Origin of the sequence: Microbacterium sp. NPDC088619 (genome assembly GCF_044752825.1) — a bacterium.
Lineage (GTDB): Bacteria > Actinomycetota > Actinomycetes > Actinomycetales > Microbacteriaceae > Microbacterium.
Genome location: NZ_JBIVLZ010000001.1, coordinates 2,631,114 through 2,652,359 on the forward strand (window position 1 = coordinate 2,631,114; position 21,246 = coordinate 2,652,359).

Sequence of the window (21,246 nt, forward strand, 5' to 3'; positions counted from 1 at the left end):
CCATGAGTGAAGAGACCCCCATCCCGCAATTCGGACCCGAGGCCAGACGGGCCCTGTTCCACGAGCGCGTCCTCGTGCTCGACGGCGCCCTCGACGACGACAACGGCACGCTGCTCATGACGCAGCTGCTGAGCCTGTCGGCGGAGGATCCGACGACCGACATCGCCCTCTGGATCCACTCGCCCGGCGGCTCCGTGCCGTCGATGCTCGCGATCCGCGACCTCATGACGCTGGTGCCGAACGACGTGTCGACCCTCGCGCTCGGACTCGCGTGCAGCGCCGGGCAGTTCCTGCTCTCGGCGGGGGCGAAGGGCAAGCGCCGGGCGCTGCCGCACGCCCGCATCCTCATGCATCAGGGCTCTGCCGGGATCGGCGGCTCCGCGGGCGAGCTGGAGACGCAGGCCGACGACCTCCGGCACATGCGCGACACGGTCCTCGGACTCATCGCCGCCGACACCGGTCAGCCCGTGGAGCGCATCTTCGAGGATTCGCTGCACGACCGCTGGTACACCGCCGAAAAGGCGAAGGACTACGGGTTCATCGACGAGATCGTCGACTCGCTCGTCGATCTCATGCCCCGGCGACGTGCTCGCGTCGGACTGGGGGCGAGCGCATGAGCGGCTACACGATCCCGAACGTCATCGCGCAGCATCCGCGGGGTGAACGGGTGATGGACGTGTACTCGCATCTGCTCGCCGAGCGGGTCATCTATCTCGGCACCGGCATCGACGCGGGAGTCGCCAATGCGCTGATCGCGCAGCTGCTGCACCTCGACGCCGACAGCCAGGACGCGGGCGTGCAGTTCTACATCAACAGCGAAGGCGGCGACCCGGGGGCGGCGCTGGCGATCTACGACACGATGCAGCACATCCGCCCCGCCGTCGCTACGACGTGCGTCGGCCAGGCGATCGGGCCGGCGGCGCTGCTCGTCGCGGCCGGATCGCCGGGTCAGCGAGCCGCGCTCGCCCATGCCCGTATCGTGCTGCATCAGCCCGCCGGGCAGTCCCGAGGGGCGATCCCCGATCTGATCCTCGCGGCGGACGAGGTCGTGCGGGTGCGGGCGGACATGGAGTCGATCCTCGCCCGGCACAGCGGTCGCTCGCTGAGCGAGCTGCGCGCAGACACCGACCGGGATCGCGTCTTCACGGCATCCGCCGCCCTGGAGTACGGACTGATAGACACCGTGCTGGGGGAGCGGGCCGTCTGACTGCCGGGGGTCCTGCAGACGGACAGACCGACGGAAGAGGGGCCCTGTCAGGCGGCGAGGGCGAAGGCCCCGCGAGTGACAGACACCGCAGCGGATGCCGGAGCCGCCGCGGCCTGACGCAGCTCGGCGGCCACGGCGCTCGTCAGCTCGACGAGCGAGGTGTCGAGGGCTCCGGCGATCGCAGCGATCATCTCGCTCGACGGTTCCTTGAGTCCTCGTTCGACCTCCGAGAGATACTGCGGCGAGACCCCGGCGTTGTCTGCGGTCTCGGTCAGCGTCTCGTCGCGGGCATGTCGTCGGCGTCGCAGCTGATCGCCCAGCATGTGGCGCCACAGCGGTTCCGGGTCGAACGGCCGCGGACGAGCGGGACGAGCGGGACGAGGTGCACGGGAGAACGGGACGAGGTCGGCCATGCCTCACGATAATCCGCCGTCAGGGCGGGGTTCGAGCGGTTCTGCTCAGAGCAGAATCGTCGCGCTCAGGCTTCCGTGCGCTCCGACGTCACGGTCTCCGACGCGGCGACGGCCGCATCCGTCGCCGCCCAGCTCGCCAGCATCCGCAGCTTCTCCTCCGAGGCAGACCCGGGCTCCGCCGTGTACGTCGACATCTGCAGGCCCGGGTCGGCAGGCAGCTCGAACGCCTCGTAGGTCAGTTCCATCTCACCGACGACCGGGTGGTTGATGCGCTTGACGCCGCTGCGGTGGAATCGCACGTTGTGCGCGGCCCACAGGGTGCGGAATCGCTCGCTGCGGGTCGACAGCTCGCCCACGAGATCGGTGAGCTTGCGGTCGTACGGGTTTCGTCCGGCCTCACCGCGCATCGCGGCGACGAGCTCCTGGGTGTTGCGCTCCCACTCGGGATAGAACTCCTGGGCGGCCGGGTCGAGGAAGGCGAATCGAGCGCTGTTCGGCACCGCGGTGGTGAAGAGCGGCGCGTAGAGAGCACGGCCCAGCGCATTGGCGGCGAGGTAGTCGAAGTAGTTGTTGCGCACGATCGCCGGCGCCTCGGTCATCGCGTCGAGCAGGCGCAGGATGCTGGGGCGCAGCACCTCGACCTTCTTGCGAGGCTTGCGGGCGACGGGCGACGCGTTCGCCGCACGAGCGAGGTCGAACAGGTGGGCGGTCTCGGCCTCGTCCAGCTGCAGGGCGCGGGCGAGCGAATCGAGCACGCTGTCGGAGACGCCGGACAGATCGCCCCGCTCGAGACGCGTGTAGTAGTCGACGCTGACGCCGGCGAGCAGCGACACCTCTTCTCGGCGGAGTCCCGGCACCCGGCGGTTGCCGCCGAATGCGGGGAGGCCCGCCTGGTCTGGGGTGATGCGTGCGCGCCTCGTGGAGAGGAACTCGCGCACCTCGCTGCGGGTGTCCATGGCTTCGACGGTACGCCCCCTCGGCCCGCGGAGGGAGGTACTGGTGGGCACTCCCTCACCATTTCACCCGCGCGCACACTGGAGGTATGACCATGAACATCACACTCAACAACGGCATCGAGATGCCCGCCCTCGGCTTCGGCGTCTTCCAGGCCGCTCCGGAAGAGACCGTCGATGCCGTCAGCACAGCCATCGAGACGGGCTACCGCCTGATCGACACCGCGGCCGCGTATGGAAACGAGCGCGAGGTCGGCGAGGCGATCCGCCGCACCGGCATCCCGCGCGACGAGATCTTCGTCGAGACCAAGGTCTGGATCAGCGACTTCGGCTATGACGAGACGCTGCACGCGTTCGAGAAGTCGACCGGAAAGCTCGGCGTCGATCAGCTCGACCTGCTGATCCTGCACCAGGCTCTGCCCACCCGCTTCGACCTCACGCTCGGCGCCTACAAGGCACTCGAGACCCTGCTCGCCGACGGTCGGGTGCGCGCGATCGGCGTCAGCAACTTCATGGTCGAGCACCTCGAGAAGCTGGCAGCCGAGACGAGCATCGTGCCCTCGCTCAACCAGATCGAGGTGCACCCGTACTTCCAGCAGCGCGAGGTGCAGCAGGCGGATGCCGCAGCCGGCATCGTCACGCAGGCGTGGTCGCCCATCGGCGGCATCACGGCGTACCGCCCGAACGGCGCATCCGTCTTCGACGACGAGACCCTCACGGCTATCGCCGCCGAGCACGGCAAGTCGCCGGCACAGGTGATGCTGCGCTGGCACCTGCAGCAGGGCCGATCCGCGCTGCCGAAGTCGGTGCGCCCCGCCCGCATCGCCGAGAACTTCGATGTGTTCGACTTCGAGCTCACGGCCGACCAGCTCGGTGCGATCGACGCCCTCGACACGGGTGTGCGACGCGGCCCCGAGCCCGAGGACGTCACGCTCGAGACCTTCGGCCGGGAGATCCCCGAAGCGTGACCCGCATCGCACCGCGAAGGCGCTGATCGGCCCTAGAGCGCGGCGGCGACTCCGGGGAGCAGCTTGGTGAGGATCGTGCCGAGCTGCTCCCGCTCGTCGGCGGTGAGCGGATCGAGGATCAGCTGACGGATCTGCGCCACGTGAACGGGCGCCGCGGCGCGGAGCAGCTCCCGGCCGGCATCGGTCAGCGCAGCCGTCAGCGTGCGCTTGTCAGTGCTGCACGAAGTGCGCGTCACCCAGCCGCGTTCTTCGAGCGAGTCGATCGCGTGGCTGAGGCGTGAGCGGCTGAGCCCGGCGATCTGCGCCAGCTCGGTCATCGGGATCGCCCGATCGCCCTGCCCGGCCAGCGTCACGAGGATCGCGTAGTGCGAGTGCTTGAGTCCCGTCTCGGCCTTCAGAGTGCGGTCGAGCAACTGAGGCAGCAGCTGTACGAAGCGGATGGTCGGCAGCCACGTCTGCATCTCGGCGTCGTCGAGGCGCCGGTCCTTGACCCCACGCTCGGTCATCACGCCAGTGCTCATCACGCGGCAGACAGGTCGAGCGTGTGCGAGGTGTGGTCGCGCTTGGCCTCGAGGTAGCGGTGGTTCGCGTCCGACAGGTGCACGCCGGTGCGCACCTGTTCGGTGACGCGGATGCCGAGCGCCTCGAGCTGTGCCGCCTTGTCGGGGTTGTTGCTCAGCAGGCGGATGCTGTCGACGCCGAGCGTCTGCAGCATCTGCGCCGCGATCGTGTAGTCGCGCTCGTCCTCACCGCGACCGAGAGCGACATTCGCCTCATACGTGTCGAGCCCGGCATCCTGCAGCGCGTAGGCGTCGAGCTTGGCGTAGAGGCCGATGCCCCGGCCCTCCTGGCGCAGGTAGAGAAGGAAGCCGCCCTCGTCGGCGATGCGCTCGACGGCCTCGCGCAGCTGCGGTCCGCAGTCGCAGCGTTCCGAGCCGAACACGTCGCCCGTGAGGCACTCGCTGTGCGGTCGCACGAGAGGGGCATCCCCGCCGTCCGACGCCCGGTCCATGGCGGCCCTCCAGTCGCCGAGGCCGAGCAGCAGGTGCTCGCGTCCGTCGATCAGACCGTCGAACGTGACGACATCCGCCGTGGTGGAGAATCCGTCGGCGAAGCGCATCGGCACGCGCACCCGCGTCCGCTCGGTGGCGACCGGAACGACGGTTGAAGTTTCAATCATGTGGGGTGCAACGCGCCCACGTCACCGATATTCCCGTTGTCTGCTACTCGGACGGGCGGCGGCGGACGAGTGTGAGCTCACTGGCCAGGATGCCGAGCACGACGAGCGCTCCGCCGATCAGCGCGGCGACGGGCAGGCGCTCGCCGGCGATGCGCCCGATCACGGCGGCCCAGACCGGCTCGCCCGCGTAGATGATCGTGGCCCGGGTCGGCGAGACCGACTTCTGGGCCCAGTTCATCGTGAGCTGGATGATGCAGCTCGCCGCCCCGAGTCCGACCGCGCAGCCGACCCAGATCCAGGAGAACTCGGGCAGTCCCTCTCCGACCACCGGCATGGTCAGAATGCCGAGGAGTCCCGCGGTGAGGAGCTGGACGATGGTGATCCGGCCGAGGTCGATCCTGCCGGCGAAGACGCTGATCAGGATGATCTCCGCTGCGATCGGCAGCGTGCTGATGAGCGTCAGGATCTCGCCGGATCCGAGGGTGAGCGCGAAGGCGTCGGGGCCGGCGATGAACAGCAGCCCCAGGAACGCGAGAGCGGCTCCCACGAACGCCATGGCCGGTGGTCGCTTGCGGAACACGGCCCACTGCGCGAGCGGCACGAGCGGAATGTACATCGCCGTGATGAAGGCCGAGGTGCTCGAGTCGATGGTCTGCAGTCCGACGGTCTGCAGCCCGTATCCCAGATAGATCATCACGCCGATCGCGACGCCGGCGCCGATGTCGCGCCAGCGGATGCCACGCAGCGCCCGGCGGAAGATGACGACGCTGATCAGCCCGGCGATCAGGAACCGGATGCCGACGAAGAACCACGGGCCCGAGTGCTGCATCGCCCAGTGCACGAGCAGGAACGTGCTGCCCCACACCGCGGTCACCGCGATGAGGGCGACCTCCTGCCGACGCAGGCCCATGAAGCGGAATCGAGTGGACATGCTGTCCTTTCTCGACGCGGCCTGGTTGAGCCTAGCGCCGCGCGCGCCCGCGTTTCGAATCACGCCGACGGTCCGATGCGTCGACGGAACAGAGCCGGGTGCGGGATTCGAACGTCGTCTCGATAGCCTCGCCTCATGAGCAATTTCGTGAGCGCCGTCGAACTGGATGACCTGCTGAAGTCCGAGACTCCCGTTCGTGTGATCGACGTGCGGTGGCGACTCGATCGGCCGGACGGCTACGCCGACTATCTCGCAGGGCACATTCCCGGGGCGGTCTTCGTGCCGCTCGCGACCGAGCTGGCCACTCACGGAGAGCCGTCGGAGGGCCGTCATCCGCTGCCCTCCACCCAGACACTTCAGGACGCCGCGCGTCGATGGGGTGCCAATCAGGGCGATGTCGTCGTCGCGTACGACGACGCGAAGGGGCTCAGCGCGTCGCGAGCCTGGTGGCTGCTGCGCCAGGGCGGAGTCGATGTGCGCGTGCTCGACGGCGGCATCCGCGCGTGGACGGCCGCGGGCCTCCCGGTCGCTGACGACGATGTGCAGGCGGCGCCGGGCGATGTGGTCCTCGACGAGATCGGCGGCGATGCGATCTCGATCGACGAGGCCGCCTCGTTCGCCGACGGCGGCGTGCTGCTCGATGTGCGCGCTCCCGATCGCTATCGCGGAGAGCACGAGCCCCTGGATCCCATTGCGGGCCACATCCCCGGAGCGCTCAACGTCCCGATGGCCGCTCATCTCGATGCCGAGGGCCGGATCCTCGATATGCACACCCTCCAGGCGACCTTCGCGGCCGTCGGGGTGACCGAGGGCACACCCGTCGCGGCCTACTGCGGCTCGGGCATCACCGCAGCGCACACCGCTCTGGTCCTCGACGAGATCGGAATCGAGGCGAAGGTCTTCCCCGGCTCGTGGAGCCAGTGGTCGAACACTCCCGGCCGCCCTGTCGCCGTCGGCGATCAGCCGGGCTGAGCGGTCAGGTCCCGGGGGTCAGGTGCCGGGGGTCAGCGCCGTCCGCATAGCTCCAGGCGACGCCGAGCAGCCCCGGGCCGAACGCGCGTCGCACCTGGTGCACTGACGTGCGGCCCTCCAGAGACAGCTCGGTGAGCTTCGAGCCATCCGGGGTCTCGACGCGCTCCTCGATGCGGTCGGGCAGTGCGTCGGGGTGGAACCGCGTCCATACCAGCAGCTCTCGGCACTGCCGGGCGACGGCGTGACCCGTCTCCCGTTGCGGTGGATAGTCGGGCGGGTAGGCGACCGACCACTCCACCATCGCGGTGCCCGGCGCGGTCAGTGGCACGTCGAGCTCGAACAGGACGCCGTGCACCTCGCCGTTCGGATGCGAGTAGCGCGCGGAGATCCGTCCCCCGGCCACAGCCTCGATGAAGGGTGCGGGCGTGCTGATGCCCGGCGTCATCTCGAGGAACGGGATCGACGCGACCGTCCCGACGGTCGACTGCACGATGCTGCGGGTGATCGAGTACGACACGTTGCCGGCGGCATCCACGTCCGTCACGGAGTGCGTCGTGAGCTCACGCGAGGTGTCTGGGTACTCGGCGCCGAGGGCGGCGAACGCCTGTTTGACGGCCTCCTCGAGTTCCTGCTCGTCGAGGGGGAACAGATTGGGGCCGAGGGGTCCTGTGCGGTTCGTCGTGCCGAGCAGAGCGGTGAGCGAGCCGGGCTCGAGGTGCAGAAGCTGCTCGATGTCGCCGAGGGCGGCCATCGACTGGGCTCCTTCGGGACGGCGCGCTCCGGATCGCCAGTAGCTGAGCGTCGCCATCGACACGCTGTTGCCGCGAGCGCGCAGCTGCTCGTGCAGCCGGGCGAGGGTCAATCCACGTGCATTGATCGCGTCTCGGAAGGACGCTGCGAATACATCGGCATATCGGCGAATGCCACTTTCCATGCTCATCACAGCACCCCCTCCGGTATGTGAAGAATCGCGTTCTAGAGTGAGCTTACGACCACACTGGCATCGCGTAGGGGACGAGGTGCTATTTCTGGGGTCTATCGGCTGAGCAGTCGTGAGCAGGGTGCCCGACCTCGCGACCACTCGGCCTGACGCAGTGTCGCCCCCGTCGCTGCGTTCTGTCGCGGGGCCTGATGATCGATCTGGGGAGATCCATCGGGCCCCGCGAACACCTCTCCGGTGTCGGCGCCCACTCAGCGCCCCCGCGTAGACTGGGGGTAACACCCCCGGAGGATTCTCGATCTTCATGTCTGCCCCTGCCCGCGCGTTCACCGTGCGTCACCTTCAGCTGCTGCGCGCGCTCTTCGCCGCCGCCGCAGCCGTGATGATCACCTTCTCGCCCGATCACTCGGCGGCCGTCGGTCTCTCCGTCTTCAGCGGGTTCGTGCTCACGACCGGTCTCGTGATGATCGTCGCCGCCTGGCTCGTCTATCCGGCCGGTCAGCGCTGGCCCTCCGTCGTCTTCGCACTGCTCAGCTTCGCCGCCGGAATGACCGCAGGCGTGCCCGCATGGCGAACCGAGGACCTCTTCTTCGTCGTCGTGATCGCCTGGTCGGTGACGACCGGAATCCTCGAACTCGTCGTCGGGCTGCGTGCGCGCAGAGCAGGAGAGCCGAATGCACGCGATTCGATCACCCTCGGGGTGTTCGGGCTGCTGCTGGCCGTGCTGCTGATCGCGATCCCTGCGGGCTTCGTGCAGCCCTACGCGATCGACGGCGCGGGTGCATTCGAACTCACCGGCATCATCCTCGGCGTCGGCATGTTCGGCGGATACGCGGCGGTCGTTGCCGTCTTCCTCGGCATCGCCGGACTCACGCCGAAGCGAGCAGATGCCGTCGCCGAGGGTCGCGTGACCGAGAACGACCCGGCCCCCGCCGGGCACGGAGGAGAGCGATGAGCGACGAGAAGCCCACCCGGCGCGACATCCTGCGCCCTCTGCACCTGCTGGGCATCGCTGCCGCGTGCGGCATCTTCGCCGCGATCGTCACGCTCGTGTCGACCGGGGCGTTCACCGCCCGCGTCAACAATGCGATCGCGAGCGGCACGTACGAGGGCCTGACCCCGATCGCGCTCGGACTCGTCGTCGGCGGTGGCGCGTTCATCGTGACGCTGCTGTTCCTGGCGATGCTGATCCTCGTGGTCGACCCCGCCGAGGTCGCCAAGACGGTCGACCGCCCTGTGCTCTTCGACCCCGAGACGGCAGACGAACCGGACTCCGACAAGCCGGGCCGCACGTCCTCGTCCTGACGTGATCCTGGACTTCTCGGATCCGACCGGAATAGTCCAGGGCGTCGACGGCTTGACCCTGAAGTGACTGCCTCGATCGACCGCGCCTCCATCGGACTCAGGTCGAAACGCGGCCCGGTGCTCGGGGCGCTCATGCTCGCCACCGGCCTGATCGCGATCGACGCGACGATCCTCGCGACTGCCGTTCCCAGCATCGTCCGCGACCTCGGCAGCTATCAGCAGTTCCCCTGGCTGTTCTCCGTCTACCTGCTCGCTCAGGCGGTCAGCGTGCCGATCTACTCGCGGTTCGCCGACACCGTCGGACGCAAGCCGATCATCCTGCTCGGAATCGCACTGTTCCTGCTCGGCTCCGTGCTCTCGGGCTTCGCCTGGAGCATGACGTCCCTGATCATCTTCCGCATCATCCAGGGCCTCGGCGCAGGTGCAGTGGCGCCCATGTCGATGACGATCGTCGGAGACATCTACACAGTCGCCGAGCGCGCGAAGGTGCAGGGATACATCGCATCGGTCTGGGCGATCTCGTCGGTCGTCGGCCCTGCCCTCGGCGGCATCTTCGCCCAGCTCGACGCATGGCGGTGGATCTTCTGGGTCAACATCCCGCTGTGTCTGATCGCGGGATGGATGCTGCTGCGGCGATATCAGGAGGAGAAGCAGACGCAGCGTCATCGCATCGACTATGCAGGAGCCGTGCTGCTGACCGTCGGACTCACGGGCCTGATCCTGGGGATGCTCGAGGGAGGCAACGCCTGGGCATGGCTCTCGATCCCCAGCGCCGTCTGCTTCGGGCTGGGTGCGGCCGCGCTCGTGGCTTTCGGACTCGTCGAGCGTCGTGCCGCCGAGCCGATCGTCGACCTGCGCCTGGCGGCGAGGCCGCTCATCCTCACGACGACCATCGTCTCGCTCGGCATCGGCGCCCTGATGACCGGGGTCACGAGCTTCGCGCCCGCCTACCTCGAGGGCTCCATCGGCATCGCTCCACTGCTGTCGGGGCTGGCGGTCGCGGCGCTCACCCTCGGCTGGCCGCTCGCCGCGGCGAACGCGGGCCGGCTGTACATGCGGATCGGGTTCCGGCGCACGGCGCTCACCGGCATGTCGATCACGGCTGTCGCGGCTGTCGCTCTCGCGCTGGTGTCGCCCTGGCCCAATCCGTTCTCGATCGCGGCGGTGGCTTTCGTGCTCGGATTCGGCCTGGGATGGAGCGCCGCCCCGACGCTGATCGCGGCTCAGGCCTCGGTCGGATGGGGTGAGCGCGGTGCCGTGACCGGCATGAACGCTTTCGCCAGGTCGGCCGGCAGCGCGCTCGGAGTAGCGGTGTTCGGCGCGATCTCGAACTCGGTCATCGCGGAGGGCGCGGGGCCGGATGATCCGGCGACCATCATCTCGGCATCCGTCTGGGTGTTCATCGCCGCCGCAGTGGTGGCCGTGCTGACGCTGATCGCTGCGGCGTTCATGCCCCGAGACCCCGCCGGCGCGCACTCCGGAGAACCTCGCCCGTAGCGCGAGGGGCGTTCGCGACCCGGCGCCGGGTCAGTGTCGTGCGGGGTCGCTTCGCTGCGGGGTCAGTTTCGCATCTGATCCGCCCGTTTGCGGTGCGTTTGTGGCCCCGCATCGCGCGTGCGGTGCGCTTGTGGCCCCGCACAAACGAGCGGATGCCTCAGCGGCACCCGCGCGTTCGCGCCTACTTCGCGAGCTGCTCGGCGATGCCGGTGTACGAGGCGGGAGTCAGCGCGAGCAGGCGCTGCTTCGCGGCATCCCCGATCTCGAGCCCATCGACGAAGGCCGCCAGGTCCGCGGCGCCGACGCGGTGCCCACGGGTGAGCTCCTTGAGCAGCGCGTAGGGGTCGGTGATCGACGAGCGGCCGGCGACGACCTCGGCGCGGATGACGGTCTGGATCGCCTCGGCGAGAACCTCCCAGTTCACGTCGAGGTCGGCGAGGAGCACGTCGCGAGAGAGCGAGATGGCGTTGAGGCCGCGGCGCAGGTTGTCGATCGCGAGCAGCGAGTGTCCGAACGCGACGCCGATGTTGCGCTGCGTGGTCGAGTCGGTGAGGTCGCGCTGCAGGCGGCTGGTGACGAGGGTCTGGCCGAGGGATGCGAGCAGCGCCCCCGAGATCTCCAGGTTCGCCTCGGCGTTCTCGAACCGGATCGGGTTGATCTTGTGCGGCATCGTCGAAGATCCGGTCGCACCGGCGACGGGGATCTGCGCGAAGTAGCCGAGCGAGATGTAGGTCCAGATGTCGGTCGCGAGGTTGTGCAGGATCCCGCCCGCGTGACGCACCCGGTCGTAGAGCTCGACCTGCCAGTCGTGCGATTCGATCTGCGTGGTCAGCAGGTTGAAGCCGAGGCCCAGGCCCTCGATGTACTCGCGGGAGATGGTGGGCCAGTCGGCGTCGGGGTCGGCCGCGATATGCGCAGACCAGGTGCCCGTCGCACCCGAGAACTTGGCGAGGTAGTCGGATGCCGCGATCTGCGCGCGCACGCGCTCGAGACGCCATGCGAAGACGGCGAGCTCCTTGCCCATGGTCGACGGGGTGGCCGGCTGGCCGTGGGTGCGCGAGAGCATCGCGGCATCGGCGTGCTCGGCGGCCAGCTCGCGGAGCTTGGCGATCACGACGTCGAGACCCGGGAGCCAGACCTCTTCGACCGCGCGCTTCACGGTGAGCGCGTACGAGGCCGAGTTGATGTCCTCGCTCGTGCAGGCGAAGTGGGTGAGCTCGGCGATCGAGTCGAGGCCCAGGGTCGAGAGGCGATCGCGAACCAGGTACTCGATGGCCTTCACGTCGTGCTGGGTGACGGCTTCCTTCTCGGCGAGCCAGTCGATCTCGGCCTGTCCGAAGTCGCGGTAGAGGGCGCGCAGGCGCTCTTTGCCGGCAGCCGACAGCGGGCTCGTCTCGAAGAGCGAGCGGTCGGTGAGAGCGATCAGCCATTCCACCTCGACCTCGACCCTGGCGCGGTTCAGGCCCGCCTCCGAGAGGAAGTCGGCGAGGCCGGTGACGGCGCTGCGGTAGCGACCGTCGAGGGGGCTCAGGGGCTGGGGCGGGAGCGAAGGCTGGAAAGTCAGGGGAGTCCTCCTGATCGGGCCCCGGGAGTGCGGGGCGTGCGGGGCTGGCGGAGAGCCGGCTCGAGCTGGCGGAACAGCCCGCGAGTCGCGGTCTCAATCATACCGAGCACCGAATCGAACATCTCAGCGCCGGCGTAGTAGGGGTCGGGCACGTCCTGGCTCCGGGCATCGGGGTCGAACGCGAGCAGCAGGGTGACCTTGCCCTCTTCGTCTTCGTCGTGCGCCCATTCGCGCAGGATGCGTTCGTGCGTGCGGTCGAGCGCCACGACCAGGTCGTTCTCCGAGAAGGAGGCGAAGGTGAACTGCTTCGCGCGATGCTGCGAGCCGTCGTAGCCGCGGCGGGCGAGCGAATCGAGCGTGCGATGATCGGCCCGTTCGCCGAGATGCCAATCACCGGTGCCCGCGCTGCGCGAGACGATCTTCGAGCCGAGGCCCTGTCGCTCCGCGAGATCGCGGAACACCACCTCTGCCATCGGAGAGCGGCAGATGTTCCCCGTGCACACGAAGATCACGCGGAAGGGATCCGGGGATGTCACCGTCCTATTCTGCCGGTCGGAGGCCGATCGCGCGATGCCGGGGATCCCGGGCCGGGCGTGACGCACCCGTTCTGCACGATGGTCGCGCTGACGCGAACTCCCCACGATGCCTGCGAACGCGGGCCTCCAGCGCTCGGCGCTGGGCGCCGATCACGGATGCTGGGCGCATGTACTCCTTTGCACTCGCGCAGTCCGGTGCGGCTGAGACCGCGTGGGCGAAAGCCCAGGTCCTGGCCGCCATCCGCAGCGCCGTCGACGCGCTCGACGGCGCCCGCGCATCGCTCGCTCTCCTCGCCCCCGACACCGACTGGCACTCCGATGGAGTGCGTGCGATGCAGGACTCTCTCGAGGAGCTTCGGCATGCCAGTCGCGTCGAAGCCTCCGAGATGCGCAGCCGAGAGTCCGAGGCCGAGCGGATCGACGTCTCATGACCGGGCTCACGATCGATCATGGCGGAGCGATCTCGGTCGACCCCGACGTGCTGCGCGACGTCGCCAGACGCATCGACGAGGTCGCATCGCGCTACGACGATGCGCGCTCCGCGATCCTGCGCGCGCATCGGATCATCGTCGACACCCCGGGGTTCACCGCTCGCGTCGACACCGTCGGGCTGTGGGCATCGGGTCAGCACGTGGCTCGCCTGCACTCGGAATGCCAGGAGACCGCCGGCTCCACCCTGCTCATGGCCGATGCCTACGAGTACGTCGAGTTGCGAGCCGAGGCCGAGATGCTCGCGCAGACCGATCCGAGCACGGCGCAACGCCTCACACTGCGGGCTGATCGCCTTGCCGCGTCGGATGAGAGGGTCTCCGCGCTGGCTGACGAGCTCATCGCCCAGTGGCGCGCCAGCCGTTTCGAGGGCCTCACGGGCAACATCGTGACGCCCGCCCTGTATGACCAGGTCTTCTGGACCGCGGCACTCGTGGGGGTGTTCTCGGGGTTCGGCAAGGTGCTCCCCGGCGAGAGGCTGCAGGGCAAGGCCGACCCCGTCTCGGTCTCGCCGGTGAAGACGTCGTCGCCCCAGGGTGCGCCGTCGAGCATGGCGGGGGCCTTCGGACGCATGGCGGCCACAGCGGGGGCGCAGGTCGCCGTCGAGAAGTACTCCTTCGCCGACGGCACCACGAAGTTCGTCGCCTATCTCGAGGGAACGCAGAGCGTCGGATGGGGAGGGAAGCAGCCGTGGGACTCGAAGTCCAATCTCGAGCTGTACTCGGGGAAGGCATCAGCGTCGTATCAGGCGACTCTCGAGGCTCTCAGAGCGGCGGGCGCCGAGCCCGGCGACGAGGTCGACGTCGTCGCGCACTCCCAGTCGGGGATGATCGCCGCGCACCTCGCGATGGAGAGCGAGTTCGACGTGCAGATGCAGGTCACGGCGGGGAGCCCGGTCGAACCGACCCTCGACGACGATCAGACCATCATCCAGTTCCGGCACTCCGACGATCCCGTCCCCGCGCTGGCCGGAGGCGGGTCACCCGAGGGCACCGGATCAGCCGACAGCGTCGTCGTCTCGGCCCAGGGAAACCCGGGCGACACCCTTGAGGACTTCGTGGTCGACGCGCACCACCTCGACACGTACATCGAGACCGCGGAGGCGGTTGATGCCTCGAGCGATCCCCGGATCGACGCGGTGGACGAGTTCTGGAGAGAACTCGACGCCGCCGAGGTGATCGAGCGCACCGAGTATCAGGCGGAGCGCGTCGAGTGACCTATGCGCGGGCGATGCGCGGGGCCACCCGTCAGTCCCGGCGCTGCTTCTTGCTCTGCGGGCGCAGGATGAAGCCGAAGACGCCGTTGATCAGCGAGATGATGAGCGCGGCCAGTACGCCCCACCAGAAGCTGCCGACCGTGAGACCCCAGCCGAAGCCGCTCGTGATCCAGGCGGTGAGCCACAGCAGGAACCCGTTGATCACGAAGCCGATGAGGCCGAGGGTGATGATGTACAGCGGGAACGCGACGATCTTCACCACCGTCCCGATGAAGGTGTTCACGAGCGCGAAGATCGCGGCGACCGCGAGCAGGGTCAGCACCAGCTGCAGGGTCTCGCCCGGCGCGAACGCCTTGATCTGCACCTGCAGCGCGGGGATCAGCGTCACGACCCACAGGGCGAACGCGTTGACGACGACTCGGATGATGAAGCGCATAGTCCGTCCAGTCTTCCATGCGCTCCGCGGGAAGTCAGTCCGACATCGCTCGCTCGCTATCGAATGTGTGCTCTGATCACGGCGGCGATCTCGTCGAGATCGATCCGACTCTGCGCGACGTCGAGCACGAAGTCGAACGCCTCGTCGTTGCTGAAGGTCAACTCGTATCCGTTGAGGCGGATAAAGATGAAGGTCACGTACAGCGAGAGTCGCTTGTTCCCATCGAAGAGAGAGCGATTCTGAGCGACTGAGCTGATGAGCGCCGCGGCCTTGGCCTCGAAAGACATATAGGCATCTGCTCCGAACATGCTGGCTGCGGGACGAGCGAGTGCGGAGAACAGCAGCCCTTCGTCGCGCACGCGAAGGCCGAGTTTCGTGATCAGGGCGAGCGCCTGCTCCGGCTCGACGTACTCGGCCACGGATCAGGCGTCTTCGAGCCGCGTGAGAGTGTCCGCATATCGTTCGGCTACCTCGTCGGCGATCGAGAGGACGCGCTCCGTCTTCGTCTCGGTGTTCGCGAATCTGGTCGCCGCCTCGATCAGGATCGCGTGCTTCGAGGTGTGCCGTGAGCGCGCGATCTCGTCGAGCCGCGCGTCGAGTTCTTCCGGGAGTCGCACCGTCATCGCCATACCAAAATGGTACTACCGCCTCGGGATCGGTGCCAGAGGGGCTGCGGAATCTAGACTCATCCTTGTGACCGACCCGATCCTGCCGCGCATCCGCCCCGCCATCGCCGCCCTGGCGCCGTACCGACAGGGCAAGCAGGCGGGCCCCGACGCCTACAAGCTGTCGAGCAACGAGAACCCGTTCGAGCCGCTTCCCTCGGTCGCCGCGGCGCTGCAGCACACGACGCCGATCAACCGCTACCCGGACGCCACGGCCGGCCGGCTGCGCGAGCGGCTGGGGATTCGCTACGCCGTCGCTCCCGAGCAGGTGCACGTCGCCGCGGGCAGCGTCTCGATCCTCCATCAGCTGATCCTCGCCACCGCATCGGTCGGCGACGAGGTCGTCTATGCGTGGCGCTCGTTCGAGGCCTACCCGAGTCTGCCGCTCGTCGCCGGTGCGACCGGGGTGCAGGTGCCTCTCACCGCCGACTCCCGCCACGACCTCGACGCGATGGCCGATGCCGTGACCGAGCGCACCCGCGCGGTCATCCTGTGCACTCCGAACAACCCGACCGGGCCGATCATCACGAGCGACGAGTTCGCGACGTTCGTCGAGCGGGTCCCCGCCGACGTGCTGATCGTCCTCGACGAGGCCTACGCCGAGTTCGTCACCGCCCCCGGTGCGGTCGATGGCCTCGCAGAGCGGGTCTTCGAACGGCATCCGAACGTCGTGGTGCTGCGCACCTTCTCGAAGGCCTACGGGCTCGCCGGGCTGCGCATCGGATACGCGATCGGCAACGAGAAGGTCCTCGACGCCGCGCGCACCACCGGCATCCCGCTCTCCGTGACCTCGGCGGCCGAGAACGCCGCCATCGCGAGCCTCGATGCCGAGTCGGAGCTGCTGGAGCGTGTCGCAGTGATCGTCGAGCGCCGCACCCGCCTGGTCGAGGGCCTGCGCAGGCAGGGCTGGGACGTTCCCGACAGCCAGGCCAACTTCATCTGGCTGCCCACCGGCGAGCGCACGGTCGACGTCGCCGCGGCCTTCGCGTCCGCCGACCTCATCGTGCGCCCGTTCCCGGGCGACGGCATCCGCATCTCGGTCGGTGAAGAAGCATCCGTCGATCGCGTTCTCGAGGTCGCCGCGACCCAGCTCTGACTCGCGGCGGGCGGGCTGTTCTCCGGTTTCCCGACAGTTACGAGGACGTCCTAGGTATGCGTGCCCGAGCATGCGCACGGCGGTAGCGTGGCATTCGTGACCCCGTCAGAGACTGAACTCGTCCGCGTCCTGGATCAGGACGGCCGCTTCACGCCGAGTCCGGCTGCAGAGCAGTATCTGTCGTTGATCGAGGCGATCGGCGACGCCGAGCTCGAGCAGTTCTACCGCGACATGGTGGTCATCCGCGCCATCGACACCCAGGCGACCAACCTGCAGCGTCAGGGCCAGCTCGCGCTGTGGCCGCCGAGCCGCGGCCAGGAGGCCGCCCAGGTCGGTTCGGCCCGCGCAGCCCGCGCGCAGGACACACTCTTCCCCTCGTATCGCGAGCACGCCGTCACCCGCATCCGCGGAGTCGACCCGGTCGACATCATCAAGCTCATGCGCGGCGTCTCGCACGGCGGCTGGGATCCGACGGACCCGAAGAACGGCAACACCCGTCTCTACACTCTCGTGCTCGGCTCGCAGGTCCTGCACGCGGCCGGATATGCGATGGGGCTGAACTTCGACGGCCGGTCCGGCACCGGCGACGTCGACAAGGACGAAGCCGTCATCGTCTACTACGGCGACGGCGCATCGAGCCAGGGCGACGTGCACGAGGCGATGGTGTTCGCCGCGAGCTACCAGGCTCCGACCGTGTTCTTCCTGCAGAACAACCACTGGGCGATCTCCGTGCCCGTCGCGACGCAGTCGCGGGTGCCGCTCGTCGAGCGCAGCGCCGGCTACGGCATCCCCAGCGTCCGCGTCGACGGCAACGACGTCCTCGCCAGCTACGCCGTCTCGCGAGTGGCCCTCGACGAGGCCCGCAGCGGCAAGGGCCCTCGCGCGATCGAAGCGGTGACCTACCGCCTCGGAGCGCACACCACCAGCGACGACCCCACGAAGTATCGCGGCTCGGACGAAGAGCAGTCGTGGGCACAGCGCGACCCGATCGATCGCATGCGGGCGTTCCTCGAGAACAGGGGAGCAGCAGGGCAGTTCTTCGCCGATGTGGATGCCGAGGCGGCCGACGCCGCCGAGGATCTGCGCTCACGCAGCGTCGAGCTCGGATCGCCCACCGCAGACCTGATGTTCGACCACGTGTACAGCGACCCGCATCCGCTCATCGCGGAGCAGAAGGCATGGCACGGGCGATACGAAGCGTCATTCGAAGGAGACAGCAAGTGACCCTCGAGACGATGCCCCTCAGCAAGGCGCTCAACTCCGGCCTGCGCCGGGCCATGGAGGACGACCCCAAGGTCCTGCTCATGGGCGAGGACATCGGAAAGCTCGGCGGCGTCTTCCGCGTGACCGAGCACCTGCAGCGTGATTTCGGCGACCGACGAGTGCTCGACACTCCCCTCGCGGAGTCGGGGATCGTCGGCACGGCGATCGGGCTCGCGATGACCGGGTTCCGCCCGGTGATCGAGATCCAGTTCGACGGCTTCGTGTTCCCCGCGTTCGACCAGATCACGACCCAACTGGCCAAGCTCACCAACCGACACGAGGGCAAGCTGAGCCTGCCGATCGTCATCCGCATCCCCTATGGCGGACACATCGGCGCCGTCGAGCACCACCAGGAGAGTCCGGAGGCGTACTTCGCGCACACTCCAGGGCTGCGGGTGGTCTCGCCATCGACCCCGAACGATGCGTACTGGATGATCCAGGAGGCCATCGCGTCGAACGACCCGGTGATCTTCATGGAGCCCAAGAGCCGCTACTGGCAGAAGGGCGAGGTCGAGCTCGACGCGTCGGCCGCCCCGCTGCACTCGTCCCGCGTCGTGCGCACGGGCTCCGACGTCACCCTCGTCGGACACGGCGCCATGGTCACGACGCTGCTGCAGGCCGCGGCGCTCGCCGAGGCCGAGGGCACCAGCTGCGAGGTCGTCGACGTGCGTTCGTTGTCGCCGGTCGACTACGAGCCGATCCTGAGTTCGGTGCGCAAGACCGGACGCATGGTCTATGCCCAGGAGGCGCAGGGGTTCGTCAGCATCGGCAGCGAGATCGCCGCCACCGTCATGGAGCGCGCCTTCTATGCACTCGAGGCCCCTGTGCTGCGGGTCTCGGGGTACGACACCCCGTTCCCGCCCGCGAAGCTCGAGGGCACCTACCTCCCTGATGCCGACCGCATCCTCGAAGCCGTCGATCGCTCGCTGGCCTACTGATCTCACCTGATCTCACCGTTCCGGAAGGACCGAACATGAGCACGCAGAACTTCAACCTCCCCGACGTGGGGGAGGGCCTGACCGAGGCCGAGATCGTGGCGTGGAAGGTCGCGCCGGGTGACACCGTCGCCATCAACGACGTCATCTGCGAGATCGAGACGGCCAAGTCGCTCGTCGAGCTGCCCTCGCCGCACGCGGGAGTCGTCGGCGAGCTGCTCGCCGCCGAGGGCGCGACGGTCGAGGTCGGATCCCCGATCATCACGTTCGTGACGGATGCTCGGGACGACGCCGGACCCGGCAAGATCGCCACCGCCGAAGCGCCCGCTCCCGAAGAGGGCGGCGGCTCGGTGCTCGTCGGCTACGGCACGGGCGGCGGTGCCACCTCGCGGCGCAAGCGTCCGGCCGAGCGCCCGGTGCGCTCTTCGGTCGGTGTCATCGCGAAGCCGCCGATCCGCAAGCTCGCCCGCGACCTGGGGGTCGATCTCACGACGGTCACACCGACCGGCGCAGACGGCGAGGTGACCCGCGACGACGTCATGACCCATGCCTCGCAGGCCAGCGTGTTCCGCAACATCGAGACTCCCGAGTGGGGTGCCGTGCGCGAGGAGACCGTGCCCGCGCCGCAGAGCGCTCCGGCGGGCCTCGCCCGCGGTCTGTCGCCGGCCCCGGCATCCGCCTCTTCTGCCAGCGACGACCGCACCGAGTCGATCCCCGTCAAGGGCGTGCGCAAGGCCACGTCGTCGGCGATGGTGCAGAGCGCCTACTCCGCCCCGCACGTCACCGTGTGGAAGGAGATCGATGCGAGCCGCACGATGGAGCTCGTCAAGCGGCTCAAGGCATCGCCCGACTACGCCGACATCCGCGTCTCGCCGCTCCTGATCATGGCTCGTGCCGTGATCTGGGCCGCTCGTCGCACCCCGATGGTCAACGCGGCCTGGATCGAGACCGAGGGCGGCGCCGAGATCGCCGTGCGCCACTACGTGAACCTCGGCATCGCCGCGGCGACTCCCCGCGGCCTGCTCGTGCCCAACATCAAGGACGCGCAGGACCTCAGCATGAAGGACCTCGCCCGCGCGCTGAACCGCCTCACGCTCACCGCCCGCGAAGGCAAGACGAGTCCCGCCGACCAGCAGGGCGGCACGATCACGATCACCAACATCGGTGTGTTCGGGATGGATGCCGGCACGCCGATCATCAACCCCGGCGAGGCAGGAATCGTGGCCATGGGCACGATCAGCCAGAAGCCGTGGGTCGTCGACGGCGAGGTGCGCCCCCGTTGGGTCACCACGGTCGCCGGGTCGTTCGACCACCGCGTGATCGACGGCGATGGCATGAGCCGTTTCATCGCCGACGTGGCGTCCGTGCTCGAGGAGCCCGCACTGCTCGTGGAGTGATGCTGTGAGTCACTGCTGACGGTGGACTTTCCCGCAGGGAGCCCCGCGTGCGCGGGGATCCCTGCGGCCGACCCATGGGGGAGCGGTCACCAGTACCGCTACGACTCCGTCTGTGTCGGGTCGAGGGTGATGACGAGCTTCTGAGCGGATACGCCGCGACGCAGTGTGTCGATCGCTCCTTGCACCGCGGGGAGGCCGGTCCCCGCGATCCGTGCGTCCGGGTAGGGCGTTTGTCTCCCCGAGGCGAGAGCGACGGGGAGATACTTCTGCCAGATCGCCGGTCCGACGGGAGAGGCCGCGATGGCGCTTCCCCAGATGAACGAGGCCCGGATGCCGTGGATGCGGCTTCGCAGCTGCAGAAGCGCCGTTCGTGTTCCGAGGCGCAGGACGAGTCGCATGCGAGTCAGCGAGAGGCCGCGTCGGCGGGGCTGATCGTAGAACGACACCGGCGGGCTCGCCATCGAGATCCTCGTGGCGCCGGTCGCGCGCGCGATCCTCAGGCACGGCTCCGCCGACCCCACGGCGACCGCCAGGATTCCCGCCACGACCGAGCCCTTCACGGCTTCGATGATCCGGTCGACGGCGTCCGGGTCGCGGTAGTCGAACGCCGCCTCCGCCCCCAGCTGCATCATCCGCTCGTGGTTGCCGGCTGAGGCCGTCGTGATCACGCGGTACCCCGCCGCTCGGGCGAGCTGGATGGCGTTGCCTCCGACGGCGGTCGCGCCGCCCCACACCACGACGACCTCGTCGCGGGGCTCCGAAGCGCCGAGGGTGGAGAAGTCCAGCCCGAGCTGATCGGTCTCGAACAGGCCGGCTGCGGCGGTGGACACAGCCAGGGGGAGTACCGCGGCGTCTCCGAAGGCCATCGTCTCGGGCAGAGCGGCAGCGAGGCTCGCGTCGACGGCGACGTAGCTCTGGAAGCCGCTCTCGGAGACGGCATCCCTGCCCTTCTCCAAGCCCATCGCGTATGCCACGACGCGATCGCCCACTGCGAAATCGGTCACGTCGGCGCCGGTCTCGACGACGACGCCTGCGATGTCCTCGCCGAGGACCACGGGGTACCGCAGCCACCCGTACATGACCGTGCCGTTCGACTGGATGATCGCGTCCAGGGGGTTCACGGCCACCGCCCGCGTCTCGACCAGCAGCTGACCCGGCCCGGGCGTCGGCATCGGCGCGCCCCGGACGGTCAGGTCGGCGTAGGGGGCGTCGATCCACGCAGCCGTGTTGTCTCGCATTCTGATCCGTTCCTCACATTTGATGACATCTCGTGTCGTTACAGC

The 21,246-nt window shown here is 68.7% G+C and carries 25 protein-coding genes; 13 read left to right on the top strand and 12 right to left on the bottom strand.

Features of this window, described 5'->3' with window-relative positions; all coding sequences use genetic code 11:
* The first annotated feature begins 2 nt into the window (after positions 1–2).
* The gene (locus ACIP5T_RS12685) at positions 3–617 is read left to right on the top strand and encodes a ClpP family protease (RefSeq protein ID WP_400863666.1); all 615 of its coding nucleotides are present in this window, start codon (positions 3–5) and stop codon (positions 615–617) included.
* Positions 614–1,207, top strand: a complete 594-nt coding sequence (locus ACIP5T_RS12690; protein ID WP_400863669.1) for a ClpP family protease — start codon at positions 614–616, stop codon at positions 1,205–1,207. The genes ACIP5T_RS12685 and ACIP5T_RS12690 overlap by 4 nt, the downstream gene beginning before the upstream one ends.
* A 47-nt stretch (positions 1,208–1,254) precedes the next feature.
* Here the strand turns inward: ACIP5T_RS12690 and ACIP5T_RS12695 are convergent, their stop codons facing one another.
* Entirely contained in the window at positions 1,255–1,620 is a 366-nt protein-coding gene (locus tag ACIP5T_RS12695; protein ID WP_400863672.1) for a helix-turn-helix domain-containing protein, read from the bottom strand.
* A 65-nt stretch (positions 1,621–1,685) separates the two neighbouring features.
* Complete coding sequence (locus tag ACIP5T_RS12700; RefSeq protein WP_400863675.1) at positions 1,686–2,576, bottom strand: helix-turn-helix transcriptional regulator; 891 nt, start codon at positions 2,574–2,576, stop codon at positions 1,686–1,688.
* A 92-nt stretch (positions 2,577–2,668) separates the two neighbouring features.
* On the opposite strand from ACIP5T_RS12700, the gene ACIP5T_RS12705 reads away from it, so the two are divergent.
* Positions 2,669–3,541: an aldo/keto reductase gene (locus ACIP5T_RS12705; RefSeq protein ID WP_400864727.1), complete on the top strand. Its 873-nt coding sequence runs from the start codon at positions 2,669–2,671 to the stop codon at positions 3,539–3,541.
* 32 nt (positions 3,542–3,573) lie between these two features.
* Here ACIP5T_RS12705 and ACIP5T_RS12710 read toward each other — a convergent pair whose 3' ends face one another.
* Genes ACIP5T_RS12710 through ACIP5T_RS12720 form a run of 3 tightly spaced genes read right to left on the bottom strand, consistent with a single transcriptional unit; the run spans position 3,574 to position 5,652 of the window.
* Positions 3,574–4,047 carry a MarR family winged helix-turn-helix transcriptional regulator gene (locus ACIP5T_RS12710; RefSeq protein WP_400864730.1) on the bottom strand — a complete coding sequence of 158 codons (474 nt, stop codon included), beginning with the start codon at positions 4,045–4,047 and terminating at the stop codon, positions 3,574–3,576.
* Positions 4,048–4,061: 14 nt separating this feature from the next.
* A complete protein-coding gene (gene ribA / locus ACIP5T_RS12715) occupies positions 4,062–4,721 on the bottom strand; it encodes a GTP cyclohydrolase II (protein ID WP_400863678.1) in 660 nt (219 codons plus the stop codon).
* A gap of 43 nt (positions 4,722–4,764) precedes the next feature.
* Positions 4,765–5,652, bottom strand: a complete 888-nt coding sequence (locus ACIP5T_RS12720; protein ID WP_400863681.1) for a DMT family transporter — start codon at positions 5,650–5,652, stop codon at positions 4,765–4,767.
* Between the two features lie 135 nt (positions 5,653–5,787).
* On the opposite strand from ACIP5T_RS12720, the gene ACIP5T_RS12725 reads away from it, so the two are divergent.
* A complete protein-coding gene (locus ACIP5T_RS12725; protein WP_400863684.1) occupies positions 5,788–6,624 on the top strand; it encodes a sulfurtransferase in 837 nt (278 codons plus the stop codon).
* Between the two features lie 4 nt (positions 6,625–6,628).
* On the opposite strand, the gene ACIP5T_RS12730 is transcribed toward ACIP5T_RS12725, so the two are convergent.
* Entirely contained in the window at positions 6,629–7,564 is a 936-nt protein-coding gene (locus ACIP5T_RS12730) for a hypothetical protein (RefSeq protein ID WP_400863687.1), read from the bottom strand.
* A gap of 304 nt (positions 7,565–7,868) precedes the next feature.
* Here ACIP5T_RS12730 and ACIP5T_RS12735 point away from each other — a divergent pair, with 304 nt between their 5' ends.
* The 3 genes from ACIP5T_RS12735 to ACIP5T_RS12745 all read left to right on the top strand — a co-directional run bounded on the left by ACIP5T_RS12735 (position 7,869) and on the right by ACIP5T_RS12745 (position 10,366).
* The gene (locus ACIP5T_RS12735) at positions 7,869–8,519 is read left to right on the top strand and encodes an acyl-CoA synthetase (RefSeq protein WP_400863690.1); all 651 of its coding nucleotides are present in this window, start codon (positions 7,869–7,871) and stop codon (positions 8,517–8,519) included.
* Entirely contained in the window at positions 8,516–8,869 is a 354-nt protein-coding gene (locus tag ACIP5T_RS12740; protein WP_400863693.1) for a hypothetical protein, read from the top strand. Before ACIP5T_RS12735 ends, ACIP5T_RS12740 begins: the two co-directional genes overlap by 4 nt.
* Before the next feature lie 63 nt (positions 8,870–8,932).
* A complete protein-coding gene (locus tag ACIP5T_RS12745) occupies positions 8,933–10,366 on the top strand; it encodes an MFS transporter (protein ID WP_400863696.1) in 1,434 nt (477 codons plus the stop codon).
* Positions 10,367–10,547: 181 nt separating this feature from the next.
* Here the strand turns inward: ACIP5T_RS12745 and purB are convergent, their stop codons facing one another.
* Positions 10,548–11,930, bottom strand: coding sequence for an adenylosuccinate lyase (gene purB, locus ACIP5T_RS12750; RefSeq protein WP_400864733.1), 1,383 nt, complete (start codon positions 11,928–11,930; stop codon positions 10,548–10,550).
* On the bottom strand, positions 11,927–12,403 hold the full coding sequence (locus ACIP5T_RS12755; RefSeq protein ID WP_400864736.1) for a low molecular weight protein-tyrosine-phosphatase: 477 nt from the start codon (positions 12,401–12,403) through the stop codon (positions 11,927–11,929). Before ACIP5T_RS12755 ends, purB begins: the two co-directional genes overlap by 4 nt.
* Before the next feature lie 230 nt (positions 12,404–12,633).
* Here ACIP5T_RS12755 and ACIP5T_RS12760 point away from each other — a divergent pair, with 230 nt between their 5' ends.
* Both ACIP5T_RS12760 and ACIP5T_RS12765 read left to right on the top strand, forming a co-directional pair.
* Positions 12,634–12,897, top strand: coding sequence for a hypothetical protein (locus tag ACIP5T_RS12760; protein ID WP_400863699.1), 264 nt, complete (start codon positions 12,634–12,636; stop codon positions 12,895–12,897).
* Positions 12,894–14,171 carry a hypothetical protein gene (locus ACIP5T_RS12765; protein WP_400863701.1) on the top strand — a complete coding sequence of 426 codons (1,278 nt, stop codon included), beginning with the start codon at positions 12,894–12,896 and terminating at the stop codon, positions 14,169–14,171. Before ACIP5T_RS12760 ends, ACIP5T_RS12765 begins: the two co-directional genes overlap by 4 nt.
* Before the next feature lie 31 nt (positions 14,172–14,202).
* Here the strand turns inward: ACIP5T_RS12765 and ACIP5T_RS12770 are convergent, their stop codons facing one another.
* From ACIP5T_RS12770 to ACIP5T_RS12780, 3 genes are read right to left on the bottom strand one after another with little or no spacing between them, the layout of a single operon-like run.
* Positions 14,203–14,607: a phage holin family protein gene (locus tag ACIP5T_RS12770; RefSeq protein WP_400863704.1), complete on the bottom strand. Its 405-nt coding sequence runs from the start codon at positions 14,605–14,607 to the stop codon at positions 14,203–14,205.
* A gap of 56 nt (positions 14,608–14,663) precedes the next feature.
* Positions 14,664–15,026 carry a type II toxin-antitoxin system death-on-curing family toxin gene (locus ACIP5T_RS12775; protein WP_400863707.1) on the bottom strand — a complete coding sequence of 121 codons (363 nt, stop codon included), beginning with the start codon at positions 15,024–15,026 and terminating at the stop codon, positions 14,664–14,666.
* A gap of 3 nt (positions 15,027–15,029) precedes the next feature.
* Positions 15,030–15,236, bottom strand: a complete 207-nt coding sequence (locus ACIP5T_RS12780; protein ID WP_056311190.1) for a ribbon-helix-helix protein, CopG family — start codon at positions 15,234–15,236, stop codon at positions 15,030–15,032.
* A gap of 64 nt (positions 15,237–15,300) precedes the next feature.
* On the opposite strand from ACIP5T_RS12780, the gene ACIP5T_RS12785 reads away from it, so the two are divergent.
* From ACIP5T_RS12785 to ACIP5T_RS12800, 4 genes are all read left to right on the top strand, one after another.
* On the top strand, positions 15,301–16,368 hold the full coding sequence (locus ACIP5T_RS12785; protein WP_400863711.1) for a histidinol-phosphate transaminase: 1,068 nt from the start codon (positions 15,301–15,303) through the stop codon (positions 16,366–16,368).
* A gap of 96 nt (positions 16,369–16,464) precedes the next feature.
* Positions 16,465–17,592: a pyruvate dehydrogenase (acetyl-transferring) E1 component subunit alpha gene (pdhA, locus tag ACIP5T_RS12790; protein WP_400863714.1), complete on the top strand. Its 1,128-nt coding sequence runs from the start codon at positions 16,465–16,467 to the stop codon at positions 17,590–17,592.
* Positions 17,547–18,569 carry an alpha-ketoacid dehydrogenase subunit beta gene (locus ACIP5T_RS12795; protein ID WP_400863717.1) on the top strand — a complete coding sequence of 341 codons (1,023 nt, stop codon included), beginning with the start codon at positions 17,547–17,549 and terminating at the stop codon, positions 18,567–18,569. The genes pdhA and ACIP5T_RS12795 overlap by 46 nt, the downstream gene beginning before the upstream one ends.
* Positions 18,570–18,604: 35 nt before the next feature.
* Positions 18,605–19,963, top strand: coding sequence for a dihydrolipoamide acetyltransferase family protein (locus ACIP5T_RS12800; protein WP_400863720.1), 1,359 nt, complete (start codon positions 18,605–18,607; stop codon positions 19,961–19,963).
* 98 nt (positions 19,964–20,061) lie between these two features.
* Here ACIP5T_RS12800 and ACIP5T_RS12805 read toward each other — a convergent pair whose 3' ends face one another.
* Positions 20,062–21,201, bottom strand: coding sequence for a zinc-binding alcohol dehydrogenase family protein (locus ACIP5T_RS12805; protein WP_400863724.1), 1,140 nt, complete (start codon positions 21,199–21,201; stop codon positions 20,062–20,064).
* Between the last annotated feature and the right edge of the window lie 45 nt (positions 21,202–21,246).

Bases quoted from the DNA above. Each gene is read 5' to 3' on its own strand.
- ACIP5T_RS12685 (WP_400863666.1), top strand. From the start codon at position 3: ATGAGTGAAGAGACCCCCATCCCGCAATTCGGACCCGAGGCCAGACGG.
- ACIP5T_RS12690 (WP_400863669.1), top strand. From the start codon at position 614: ATGAGCGGCTACACGATCCCGAACGTCATCGCGCAGCATCCGCGGGGT.
- ACIP5T_RS12695 (WP_400863672.1), bottom strand. From the start codon at position 1,620: ATGGCCGACCTCGTCCCGTTCTCCCGTGCACCTCGTCCCGCTCGTCCC.
- ACIP5T_RS12700 (WP_400863675.1), bottom strand. From the start codon at position 2,576: ATGGACACCCGCAGCGAGGTGCGCGAGTTCCTCTCCACGAGGCGCGCA.
- ACIP5T_RS12705 (WP_400864727.1), top strand. From the start codon at position 2,669: ATGAACATCACACTCAACAACGGCATCGAGATGCCCGCCCTCGGCTTC.
- ACIP5T_RS12710 (WP_400864730.1), bottom strand. From the start codon at position 4,047: ATGACCGAGCGTGGGGTCAAGGACCGGCGCCTCGACGACGCCGAGATG.
- ribA (WP_400863678.1), bottom strand. From the start codon at position 4,721: ATGATTGAAACTTCAACCGTCGTTCCGGTCGCCACCGAGCGGACGCGG.
- ACIP5T_RS12720 (WP_400863681.1), bottom strand. From the start codon at position 5,652: ATGTCCACTCGATTCCGCTTCATGGGCCTGCGTCGGCAGGAGGTCGCC.
- ACIP5T_RS12725 (WP_400863684.1), top strand. From the start codon at position 5,788: ATGAGCAATTTCGTGAGCGCCGTCGAACTGGATGACCTGCTGAAGTCC.
- ACIP5T_RS12730 (WP_400863687.1), bottom strand. From the start codon at position 7,564: ATGAGCATGGAAAGTGGCATTCGCCGATATGCCGATGTATTCGCAGCG.
- ACIP5T_RS12735 (WP_400863690.1), top strand. From the start codon at position 7,869: ATGTCTGCCCCTGCCCGCGCGTTCACCGTGCGTCACCTTCAGCTGCTG.
- ACIP5T_RS12740 (WP_400863693.1), top strand. From the start codon at position 8,516: ATGAGCGACGAGAAGCCCACCCGGCGCGACATCCTGCGCCCTCTGCAC.
- ACIP5T_RS12755 (WP_400864736.1), bottom strand. From the start codon at position 12,403: ATGGCAGAGGTGGTGTTCCGCGATCTCGCGGAGCGACAGGGCCTCGGC.
- ACIP5T_RS12760 (WP_400863699.1), top strand. From the start codon at position 12,634: ATGTACTCCTTTGCACTCGCGCAGTCCGGTGCGGCTGAGACCGCGTGG.
- ACIP5T_RS12765 (WP_400863701.1), top strand. From the start codon at position 12,894: ATGACCGGGCTCACGATCGATCATGGCGGAGCGATCTCGGTCGACCCC.
- ACIP5T_RS12770 (WP_400863704.1), bottom strand. From the start codon at position 14,607: ATGCGCTTCATCATCCGAGTCGTCGTCAACGCGTTCGCCCTGTGGGTC.
- ACIP5T_RS12780 (WP_056311190.1), bottom strand. From the start codon at position 15,236: ATGGCGATGACGGTGCGACTCCCGGAAGAACTCGACGCGCGGCTCGAC.
- ACIP5T_RS12795 (WP_400863717.1), top strand. From the start codon at position 17,547: ATGGCACGGGCGATACGAAGCGTCATTCGAAGGAGACAGCAAGTGACC.
- ACIP5T_RS12800 (WP_400863720.1), top strand. From the start codon at position 18,605: ATGAGCACGCAGAACTTCAACCTCCCCGACGTGGGGGAGGGCCTGACC.
- ACIP5T_RS12805 (WP_400863724.1), bottom strand. From the start codon at position 21,201: ATGCGAGACAACACGGCTGCGTGGATCGACGCCCCCTACGCCGACCTG.